Raw genomic sequence first — 10614 nt, 5'->3', positions numbered from 1 at the left:
GCGCGGAATTCAAGGGTACGAGGCCATTCACTTAGGTGAAGAAGCAATCGGAAGTGGTTCCAAGAAAAGCCTCTAAGCTTCAGTTTAACAAGACCGTACCGCAAACCGACACAGGTGGGCGAGATGAAGCGCGTGCGCGCCGCCCACACATGCCGATCGCCCATGGCCGTCTGGTTGTGCACGTAAAAGCGTTGTGGCGTGACGATGTGCAAATCCTCTTTTGCCCGCGTCATGGCGACATATAAGAGCCGCCGCTCTTCATCGATTTCCTCGTCGCTGCCTGTGCCCATGTCCGATGGAATGCAGCCATCCACGCCGTTCAGCACAAACACGTTCTTCCATTCCTGGCCCTTGGCCGAATGGATGGTGGAGAGAATCAGATAGTCTTCATCGATGAGCGGAACGCCCGATTCGTCGCTCGTGGCATCGGGCGGATCGAGCGTCAACTCCGTCAGGAAACGCTCGCGCGTCGGATACGTCGATGCAATGCTTTCCATCTGCAGGACATCGCCGTGACGGATCGCCGCGTCTTCATGATTGCGCTCGAGATGCGGTTCATACCATCGGCGAATCATCTCGAACTCAGCAGGCCAGCCGCTTTCACGCGCGCAGACCTTCGCCATCAACCCTGCGAATACCGGCCAGTCCTCACTCGCTCTTGGCGGCGGCGCAAATGCCGCGAGCGCTGACGCCGTGTTGCCACGTTCCGCAACCTGATCGAGCACTCGTCCGGCAATGGCCGGCCCGATTCCCGGCAGCAATTGCACCACGCGAAAGCCCGCCACACGATCACGCGGATTCTCGGCCCATCGCAACACGGCCAGCACGTCCTTCACATGCACGGAATCGAGAAACTTCAAGCCGCCGAACTTCACGAACGGAATGTTGCGCCGGGTCAGTTCGATTTCGAGCGCGGCGCTGTGATGCGCGGCGCGAAACAGCACCGCCTGCTGCTTGAGCGTCATGCCGCCTTCGCGGGCTTCGAGTATCTGCTCGACGATGTAACGCGCCTGATCGGCTTCATCGGCCACGGAAACGATCCGTGGACGTTGCGCCGATGTCTTGTCCGTCCAGAGGTTCTTTGTGTATCGCTCGGTGGCGAGTCCGATCACCGCATTCGATGCCGCCAGGATAGGCTGCGTAGAGCGGTAGTTGCGCTCGAGCGTCACGCACTTCGCCGGCGGATCGAAGTGATTCGGGAAGTCGAGGATGTTGCGCACCGTTGCGCCACGAAACGAATAGATGGATTGCGCATCGTCTCCAACGACGGTGAGGCCGCGCCCATCGGGTTTCATGGAAAGGAGGATGGATGCCTGGAGCTTGTTCGTGTCCTGGTATTCATCGACGAGGACGTGGTCGAACCGGCTCGACAGATCCGCTGCAATCGATGGCTCGGCCGCAAGGTGCGACCAGTAGAGCAAGAGGTCGTCGTAGTCGAGCACGCTTTGCTGCTGCTTCGCGTGGACGTAGGCGGCGAAGAGGCGGCGCAAGTCGTCCTCCCATTCGCGGCACCACGGGAACGCCTGATCGAGAACGGTCGCGAGCGACGCGCCGGTATTGACCACGCGCGAGTAGATGGCGAAGCAGGTGGACTTGGCGGGAAAACGCTTCTCCTTCGCCGATAACCCCAGTTCGTGCCGCACGAGGTTCATCAAATCAGCGGAATCTTCGCGGTCGTTGATGGTGAACGACGGCGACAAGCCGACCATATCCGCATAGTCGCGCAGCAAACGCGCGCCGACGCTATGAAACGTGCCGGACCAGGTGAGGCCCTGCGCCATGCCGCTGCGATTACCCAATGCGTTGGTCGCGATGCGCGTCACGCGCCGCGTCATCTCGTTGGCCGCACGCCGCGAAAATGTCAGCAGGAGGATTCGGCGCGGATCGGCGCCTTTTACGAGCAGGTGCGCCACGCGATGCGCAAGCGTGTTCGTCTTGCCTGACCCCGCGCCCGCGATCACGAGTAGCGCGCCGGTGGAATGGTCGGCATCGGTTCCGTATTCGACGGCTTCGCGCTGGGCGTCGTTGAGCTTGGTCAAATACGGGGCAACTGCGGGTACGACTCCGGGCGCACGGGCTTGCGCTTCGGTCGTGGAGTCAGCCTCAGTGGCGGGAATGGGCGAAAGCACGTCGCGTAACCTTGAAAGCTCGAAAAACGGGTGACGCACACTGTATATCCATACAACCCGCGCACGCAAGCGCTTGATGCAGCAGGCTTTTGGCCCTAAAAAACAAAAGGCCCGGCAAGCGTGCGCTTGTCGGGCCTTTCGTCACGCGGCAAAGCGGAATCAATCCGCTTTCTTGGCGTTCTTCAGGTTGGCATCGGCGGCGGCTTCGTTCGCCTTCGATTGCGACTCGGTCTTCTGCTTGTCGGCCTTGGCCTGCGCGACGTTCGCGTCTTTATCGGCTTCGGCCTGCTTCTTGGCGGCCTTCTTTTCAGCGTGCGTGGGTTCGGCGGTGGTCTGCGCGATCGATACCGTCGCAGCCGTCGCAAAGGCCCCCGCGAGCAAGGCAGCGAATAAACGATGAGTGGTCTTGGTCATGATGTTCTCCTTCTATTCTTGTCAAACGCGGCCATCAGGAAACGGCCGCTTTCATCGAAACATCGAGCTTAGTGCTGCAAGTTCGTGTTCTGCGGGCCATTCGGTTCGGCGGACTTGAGTTCGTCGTTGGCCGTTTGCTTGTCGGCCTTCTTGTTGATCTTGGCGTTGCGCACTTGCTCCTTGTACTGTTCCTTCGCTTGCTTGTTGGCCGCCTTCAGGTCCTGTTGCGACGCTTTCTTAGATGCCTTGTACTCCGCGTTGGCCTGAGCGTTTGCATTGCGCTTCTGCACGAGCGGATCGGTCGGCGCCGGAGCCGTCAGGTTTTGCGGCGCGGGCGTGACCTGAGCGGGTGCCTGAGCACCGGCATCGGTGGGCTGCGCAGTTTGGGCGAAAGCAGAACCTGCAACAGCGATGAAAGCGGTACCAAGCAGCATCTTCTTGATTTGCAACATATTCAATTCCTCGCTAGCGATTGTTTTTCCGGGTGCTGACTGCAACGCCGGGCAGCGTATCTCGTGTCCTGAAACGCCCTTGGATCCTGCGCGTTGCAACCGCCCGTCTACTGGACTACGTATTACGATTGACCCTGACGATTGACCCTGCTACCACCACCCGGTTCAGCGAAACCCGTCACTGTTACCGAAGGTTTCATTTGCTGACATGTTGCAAAGGAACGGATGGCCGGAAATTACCGGGACACGGCAGCTATCGCACACGGCGTGCCTGCCTCGGCATTCGACTGGTTTATGATGTGCGCCCCGATTGGCGCCAGCACCGATCTCAACCCGCAAGGAGGCCCTCAATGCCGCGCCTGGAATTCACGCTCACGGGCGATTACGTCGAGTTGCACAACCTGCTGAAGATCATGGGTCTCGCCGACAGTGGCGGCTCCGCGAAGATGCGCGTGGCCGAGGGCGAAGTGAAGGTCGACGGCAAGATCGAGTTGCGCAAGACGTGCAAGATCCGCGCGGGCCAGACGGTTCTTGTCGATGACACCACCATCAAGATTCGCAAGCCGGCATGAACCCGGCACTTGCTGCGCGACGTGTGTGAGAGTGGCAAAGTTTTACATCGGCACGGCTACGAAGGCAGGACCGATAGCGCGATAATTGGCGTTCGGGACCGGTCGCTAACTGCCTGTCACTCAAGCACGTTTTTTTGAGTCGATTTAAAATCATTTCAGGCAGTAACGTTCGGCAGCAATCTTGAACGACGCTGCCGATTGAGCAAGACCCGCGCATCACCCCCGTAACACCCGGACACGCTCCGGCCAGGCGACTCCATCCCGTTAATCATTCCTTCTTTCGCAACGCGTGGACGTCCGCGCATGGACGTCCGATCAAAAGGACCGGCATAACCCTTGCCCGCTTCATCCGGCAATTCTCTTTGCCGGCCTTGCAAATGCTTCCAGGCGCGCGCCCTTCCAACAGGCCGATGACCGGATCATTGAATATTTGTGTCCAGGGCTCGAGCATTTCGCCCGACGCTTTTTTGCCCTCTATCTGGAGCAATTCCATGTACAAGACCAACGCTTACGCCGCACGTTCCGCTACCGAACCGCTCAGCCCTTTCGAGTTCGAACGCCGTGACCTCACGCCGCACGATGTGCGCATCGACATCCTGTTCTGCGGCGTGTGCCACTCGGATCTGCACACCGCTCGCGGCGAATGGGGCGGTACGGTGTATCCGAACGTTCCGGGCCATGAGATTGTCGGCCGCGTGGTGGAAGTCGGATCGGAAGTATCGAAGTTCAAGGTCGGGCAACTCGCGGGCGTCGGCTGTATGGTCGATTCATGCCGCACTTGCCCGAGTTGTCAGGAAGGCCTCGAGCAATATTGCGAAGGAAGCGGATTCGTCGGCACGTATAACGGACCCGACAAACACACCGGCGGCGTGACCTACGGCGGTTATTCCACGCAGATCGTCGTCGACGAAGCCTTCAGCCTGCATATCCCGGAAAACCTCGAGCTTGCCGCCGTCGCGCCGCTGCTGTGTGCCGGCATCACGACCTACTCGCCGCTGCGCCACTGGAATATCCAGCCGGGCCAGAAGGTCGGCATTGTCGGGCTGGGCGGGCTTGGGCACATGGGCGTGAAGATCGCCGCTGCGCTCGGCGCGCACGTGGTGCTGTTCACGACGTCGCAAAGCAAGGTGGAAGACGGCAAGCGGCTCGGCGCGCACGAGGTCGTGATCTCGAAGGACCCGGATCAGATGGCGAAGCACCTCAACAGCTTCGATTACATCCTGAACACCGTCGCGGCGTCCCACGATCTCGACGCGTTCGTGACGCTGCTCAAGCGTGACGGCGCCATGACGCTCGTCGGCGTGCCGGAACATCCGCATCCGTCGCCGTCCATCGGCAACCTGATCTTCAAGCGGCGCACGCTGGCAGGCTCGCTGATTGGCGGTATCGCTGAAACGCAGGAGATGCTCGATTTCTGCGGCGAGCACGGAATTACGTCGGATATCGAGATGATCCGTATGGACGAAATCGATACCGCGTACAACCGGATGCTCAAGAGCGACGTGAAATACCGCTTCGTGATCGACATGAGCTCGATCAAGCAATAAGCTACAAGGCTTTCGTTCTCTTTTGCCGGTTTCGGGTTCAGTGCAATTGTCCGCAGTTCGCGCCTGAACTCCGGAACACGGCCGGAACGAACGGGCGATGCAGGGCCGGCAACGGCCTTTGCATCGCCCGTTCCCGTTTCAACGCCGGCTTTTGCTCAGGCGCAAGTTTTCCGATTACCCGTCATGCCAACCCCGATAAATCGCGCGACCGCGCCGCCCAGCTTTTCCCGTCACGCCGTCGATACCGCCAGGCTCGCGGCGCCGCTCGCCATCTCGCAGCTCTCGCAAATGGCGATGGGCGTGACCGACACCATCCTGCTCGGCTCGCTCGGGCCCGATTCCCTTGCCGCCGGCGGCCTGGGCGCCAACCTGTTTTTTGTCGTGGTGGTGCTGCTGCAGGGCGTGCTGACGTCGGTGAGCGTGTCGGTGTCGCATGCGCGTGGTGCGAACAACGATCACCTCGTGCCGAATATCTACTGGACCGGATTCGTGTTGTCGCTGCTGCTCGCCATTCCGGCGTTCGCGCTGCTGAGCTTCGCCGAGCCGATCCTGCTCGCGTTCCACGAGCCCGCGTTGCTCGCGAAAAACGTCGGCGAGTATTGCGCGGTGCTGCGCTGGGGCGCGCCGGGAAGCCTGATCGGGATCGGTATGATGCGCGCGTTCCTGCCGGCTATCGGCGCGGCGCGGCGGCTTTTGTGGGTATCGATTGGTGGCGTGTTCGTGAACGGGTTCCTCAACTACGGGCTCATCCACGGCGCGTACGGCCTGCCCGAGCTCGGTTTCCTGGGTTCTGCCGTCGCGACCACCATTACAGTCTGGGGCACCGCGCTTACGCTTGTCGCGTTCCTGCACTTGCGCCCGCGATTCAGGCATTTCGTTGCCGCGTCCCGTCCGCGCCTGCCGTTGATGGGCGAACTGTTTGGTATCGGCTGGCCGGTCGCGATCACGTATGGCGTCGAATCGACGCTGTTTCTTGCCACCGGCATGACCGTCGGCACGCTCGGCGAAGCGCAGCTCGCCGCGCATCAGATCGCGTTGAACGTGGCGTCGGTGGCGTTCATGGTGCCGCTTGCCATCGGCCAGGCGGCGAATGTGCGCGTGGGCTACTGGATCGGCGCCGGCGTGCCTGTGGCCGCGCGCCATGCGGGATTTGTCGCGCTCGCGCTCGGTGTGGCGTTCATGGCGTTGTCGGGCTGCGTGCTGGTGCTGGCGCCGCATGCCATTGTCGGGCTGTATCTGCATCTCGATGACCCGAAAAACGCCCAGACCGTCGCGCTGGCGGCGTCGCTGCTGGGCGTGGCGGCAGTTTTCCAGATCGTCGATGGCATGCAGACCGTCGCCTCCGGCGTATTGCGCGGGCTCAAAGACACGCGCGTGCCCATGCTCGCCGCCGCATTTGGCTACTGGGGCATTGGTTTTCCGACGGGCTATTTGCTGGCGTTTCACTTCGGCGGCGGCACGAAAGGCCTGTGGTGGGGACTCGCGGCGGGGCTGGCAAGCGTCGCGGCGCTGATGACTTTCCGTTTCGACCGGATGAGCCGCCGGCTTGTTGCCGGTGAGACGCTGGCCGCCGTTAGAAACGCGCAAGCGTCGCGCAATAGCTCCTGAAAGCGGCAAGCAGGAGCAGACGGCCGAATAAGTTAAGCAGGCATTGTTGGTTGGAATCCGGCCGCTCCCCGGATACGATCAAGCCGTCTCCTTGAGACTCATCCAGTAACAGGGGTATTAGGCCCGCTTCGTTGAAGCGGGTTTTTTTTCGTCCGCGATCCGCCGCATTCCCTCCCCGCTTTTTCTCAAATCGATCCGTTCAGCGTGTCCATACCCGATTTCCCATAAAATGTGTCCGCGTGATCCTCGCCCGTTTGCACGAGATCCAGCGCTGAGAACGACAACGAAGGTGCGTCTAAAGCGCCGTCAGATCATAAAAACGCTCGGGAAAGAAAAGAAATGGACGTGTCGCAACGCAGCAGGCAGTCATTGAAACTCCAGGCATTTCACGCGGGATCCAGCGATTTTTCGCAGTTTCTGAAGCTCACCGTCGCCGCGCTCACCGCGTTGACGCTCACCGCATGCGCCACGCGGCCACCGGCAAGCGCATTCGACCATCCGGTCACGCACGCGCTCTCCGTCACTGCCGATACGCCGCTGCGCGCTGCCATCGCAGCGAAAGAAGCGGCGCACCCGGACGAATACGGCGTGCGGCTCCTGCCAACCGGCACCGAAGCGCTGCAGGCGCGCATCGCACTTGCCCGCGCAGCGACGAAAACGCTCGACATGCAGTACTACATCGCCGAAGAGGACAACACAGGCAAGTTGTTGCTCGGCGCAGCGCTTTATGCAGCCGATCACGGCGTGAAGGTGCGCATGCTGGTCGATGACCTGAATTTCAAGGACATCGACAAGATCATGGCCACATTGAATTCGCACGACAACATCGACATCCGCGTCTTCAATCCGTTCGGCAGCGCGGCGCGCGGTTTCGGCGAACGCACGCGCAACCTGTTCACGAACGTCGATCAGTTCACGCGCCGCATGCACAACAAGGCGATGATCGCGGACAACCAGATTGCGATCATCGGCGGCCGCAATCTCGGCGACGAATATTTCAGCGCAAGTCCGACGATCCAGTTCCGCGATCTCGATGCGTTTGTCGCGGGGCCGGCGACGCAGGAGATATCGGCGAGTTTCGATGAATACTGGAACAGCTCGATTGCGTATCCGCTGCGCGCGCTGAACAAGCAGAAGTTCGATCCCGCCGATCTCGACAAGACCCGCGACGACCTGCGCCAGCACTGGAAAGAACAAGCCGATCCGCTGAACGCCAAGCCGCTCAATGCCACGCCGCTTGCCCAGCAGATCGCGCAGGACAGCCTGGGACTCACGTGGGCGCACACCGAATTCAAGGCCGACTCGCCTGTCAAGATCGAGCATCCGGATCCGGACTACAAAAGCCCGCCGCTGGAACGCCTGATCGAATTGTCGAATCAGGCGAAGAGCAGCGTCCAGATCGTCTCGCCGTATTTCGTGCCGCACGACGAAGGCGTCAAGGCGCTTGCCGCGATCACCGCAAAGGGCGTGAAAGTCGAAATACTGACCAATTCGCTCGCTGCAACCGACGCCGTCGCGGTCCAGGCGGGTTACGCGCCGTATCGCGTGCCCATGCTGAAAGCCGGCGTCGATTTGTACGAACTGAAGCCCGTGATTGCCGAAGGCGCCGGACAGCCGCGCGCAGGCCTGTTCGGGTCACAATCGCGCTCGAGTCTGCACGCCAAGGCTTATGTGATCGATCGCAGTATCCTTGTAATCGGTTCGATGAATCTCGATCCGCGCTCGGCGTCTCTCAACACCGAACTCGCGCTGGTCGTGTACAACGAGAAGATAGCCGGCGAAGCCGCCGAGTTGTTCGATCGCGGCATTGCGCCGGCAACGTCGTATCGTGTGGAGCTTGCCTCCCCCACAGTACTGGGTGGCCTCCAGAACATCGGCTCGTCGACGTCGCGGCTGGTCTGGATCACCGAAGAAAACGGCCAGGTGCGCACCTATGACTTCGATCCGCAAGCCGGTTTTTACCGGAATCTGCTGACGGGATTGTTCATGTTGCTGCCTGTCGACTCTCAACTTTAAGCGTCTGGTTCCAACCGAACCTGAAGGAGCAAGTAGTCATGACGGACAACGTAAGACTCGAGAAAGACACCTTCGGCGAAATCGCCGTGCCGAACGCGAAACTCTGGGGCGCACAGACGCAGCGCTCGTTGCAGAACTTCAAGATATCGAGCGAGAAGCAGTCGCCGGAACTGATCGATGCCCTCGCGATCGTCAAGCGCGCATCGGCGGAAGTGAACGCCGAACTGAAAGTGCTCGCCGACGATAAAGCCAAGGCCATAATTGCCGCCGCAGACGAAATCCTCGCTGGCAAGCATCCCGATGAATTCCCGCTCGCCGTGTGGCAAACGGGCTCGGGCACGCAGACGAACATGAACTTGAACGAGGTGATCGCGAACCGCGCGAGCGAACTGATGGGCGGCGAGCGCGGGGAGGCGCGCAAGGTTCATCCGAACGACGACGTGAATCGCGGACAATCATCGAACGATGTATTTCCGACCGCCATGCACATTGCCGCGGCTGTCGCGATCGTCAAGCATCTGGTGCCGTCGCTGAAAACCTTGCGCGCCACGCTCGATAAAAAATCGAAGGACTTCGATTCCATCGTGAAGATTGGCCGCACGCATTTGCAGGACGCAACGCCGCTCACGCTCGGACAGGAATTTTCCGGCTACGTCGCACAACTGGACCAGGGCATTCGCCACGTCGAGTCCACTTTGCCGCATCTGTATCAACTGGCGCTCGGGGGCACCGCGGTCGGCACGGGTTTGAACGCGCATCCCGAATTCGCGGTGAAGGTCGCGAACGTGATCGGCAAGCTCACCGGCCTGCCCTTCGAAACCGCGCCGAACAAGTTCGAAGTGATGGCCGCCGCCGACGCGCTCGTGTTCGCGCACGGCGCGCTCAAGACCATCGCGGCGGGTCTGATGAAGATCGCCAACGACATCCGGTGGCTTGCCAGCGGACCGCGCTGCGGCCTGGGCGAGTTGTCGATTCCCGAGAACGAACCGGGCAGCTCGATCATGCCGGGCAAGGTCAATCCCACTCAATCCGAAGCCGTGACCATGTTGTGCTGCCAGGTATTCGGCAATGACGTTGCGGTGAACTTCGGCGGCGCGAGCGGCAATTTCGAGCTGAACGTGTTCCGCCCGATGATCGCCCATAACGTGCTGCAATCGGTTCGTCTTCTCGCCGACGGCGCATTGAGTTTCAACGATAACTGCGCGGTTGGCATCGAGCCGAACAAGCCGCGTATCGAGAGTTTGCTGAACGAATCGTTGATGCTGGTCACAGCGTTGAATCCGCATATCGGCTACGACAAGGCCGCGAAGATTGCGAAGCAGGCACACAAGGAAGGCACGACGTTGAAAGCATCCGCCCTCGCGTTAGGCTACGTGACGGAAGCGCAGTTCGACGAGTGGGTGAAGCCGGAAGAGATGGTCGGGAACAGGTAAAGCTGGAGACGGTAGCGGTTGACTACGCGCAACCGCTGCCGTCATGCAATGAATCTATCGTGACGTTTTTCGTGCGGCGGGGAAAAACCCTTGTTCGACCGCATAAGCGAGCAGCTTCTTGCCGGAGTCTTCGAAGATATGGCCAAGACGTCTGTCGATGTCGTCGTCCGCCACGTCCTTGTCCCCAACCCGCAGTTTCAGACCCGTCGCAGCCACCGAGCGCTTCGTGCGCGCGACCAGTTCATCAATGTCTTTGGTGAGCGCCTTCACTGGATCAGCCTTTTCATGAAGTGCCGCGAGCATCAACTGGTCCAGCGTGCCGGTCAGAGGGTAAGGATTCATTCTAGTCAAACCTCGCTGAGTGAACGTAGCTTGCAACCAGTGAATGCAGTCGGCGCAGGCCCTGTTACGCCGCTCTTAGTGTGCTCTGCGCGAAATCGCGC

At 60.5% G+C, this 10614-nt stretch carries 10 protein-coding genes; 5 read left to right on the top strand and 5 right to left on the bottom strand.

Going from position 1 to position 10614, the window contains the following annotated elements:
- The 3 genes from ACRXB1_RS20155 to ACRXB1_RS20145 form a co-directional block, all read right to left on the bottom strand.
- On the bottom strand, window positions 1–2039 hold a 2039-nt coding region (locus ACRXB1_RS20155; protein WP_449492995.1), incomplete at its 3' end, for an ATP-dependent helicase.
- A gap of 249 nt (window positions 2040–2288) precedes the next feature.
- Complete coding sequence (locus ACRXB1_RS20150; protein ID WP_449492994.1) at window positions 2289–2543, bottom strand: hypothetical protein; 255 nt, start codon at window positions 2541–2543, stop codon at window positions 2289–2291.
- A 68-nt stretch (window positions 2544–2611) separates the two neighbouring features.
- Window positions 2612–2995, bottom strand: coding sequence for a hypothetical protein (locus tag ACRXB1_RS20145; RefSeq protein WP_061999982.1), 384 nt, complete (start codon window positions 2993–2995; stop codon window positions 2612–2614).
- 350 nt (window positions 2996–3345) lie between these two features.
- On the opposite strand from ACRXB1_RS20145, the gene ACRXB1_RS20140 reads away from it, so the two are divergent.
- Window positions 3346–3567 carry an RNA-binding S4 domain-containing protein gene (locus tag ACRXB1_RS20140; RefSeq protein WP_062167292.1) on the top strand — a complete coding sequence of 74 codons (222 nt, stop codon included), beginning with the start codon at window positions 3346–3348 and terminating at the stop codon, window positions 3565–3567.
- Between the two features lie 268 nt (window positions 3568–3835).
- Here the strand turns inward: ACRXB1_RS20140 and ACRXB1_RS20135 are convergent, their stop codons facing one another.
- Window positions 3836–4060, bottom strand: a complete 225-nt coding sequence (locus tag ACRXB1_RS20135; RefSeq protein WP_062167293.1) for a hypothetical protein — start codon at window positions 4058–4060, stop codon at window positions 3836–3838.
- Here ACRXB1_RS20135 and ACRXB1_RS20130 point away from each other — a divergent pair.
- The 4 genes from ACRXB1_RS20130 to fumC all read left to right on the top strand — a co-directional run bounded on the left by ACRXB1_RS20130 (window position 4059) and on the right by fumC (window position 10171).
- Entirely contained in the window at window positions 4059–5114 is a 1056-nt protein-coding gene (locus ACRXB1_RS20130; RefSeq protein ID WP_061999985.1) for an NAD(P)-dependent alcohol dehydrogenase, read from the top strand. The genes ACRXB1_RS20135 and ACRXB1_RS20130 overlap by 2 nt on opposite strands.
- Before the next feature lie 183 nt (window positions 5115–5297).
- The gene (locus ACRXB1_RS20125; protein ID WP_449492993.1) at window positions 5298–6722 is read left to right on the top strand and encodes an MATE family efflux transporter; all 1425 of its coding nucleotides are present in this window, start codon (window positions 5298–5300) and stop codon (window positions 6720–6722) included.
- 339 nt (window positions 6723–7061) lie between these two features.
- Entirely contained in the window at window positions 7062–8738 is a 1677-nt protein-coding gene (locus tag ACRXB1_RS20120; protein ID WP_449492992.1) for a phospholipase D-like domain-containing protein, read from the top strand.
- Window positions 8739–8776: 38 nt separating this feature from the next.
- Window positions 8777–10171: a class II fumarate hydratase gene (fumC, locus tag ACRXB1_RS20115; RefSeq protein WP_062167295.1), complete on the top strand. Its 1395-nt coding sequence runs from the start codon at window positions 8777–8779 to the stop codon at window positions 10169–10171.
- 54 nt (window positions 10172–10225) lie between these two features.
- Here the strand turns inward: fumC and ACRXB1_RS20110 are convergent, their stop codons facing one another.
- Window positions 10226–10513, bottom strand: coding sequence for a hypothetical protein (locus ACRXB1_RS20110; RefSeq protein WP_449492991.1), 288 nt, complete (start codon window positions 10511–10513; stop codon window positions 10226–10228).
- Between the last annotated feature and the right edge of the window lie 101 nt (window positions 10514–10614).

This window comes from Caballeronia sp. M23-90 (assembly GCF_053574605.1).
The sequence above is the reverse complement of the archived record's forward strand: the minus strand, read 5'-3'. Positions and strand labels throughout refer to the sequence as shown.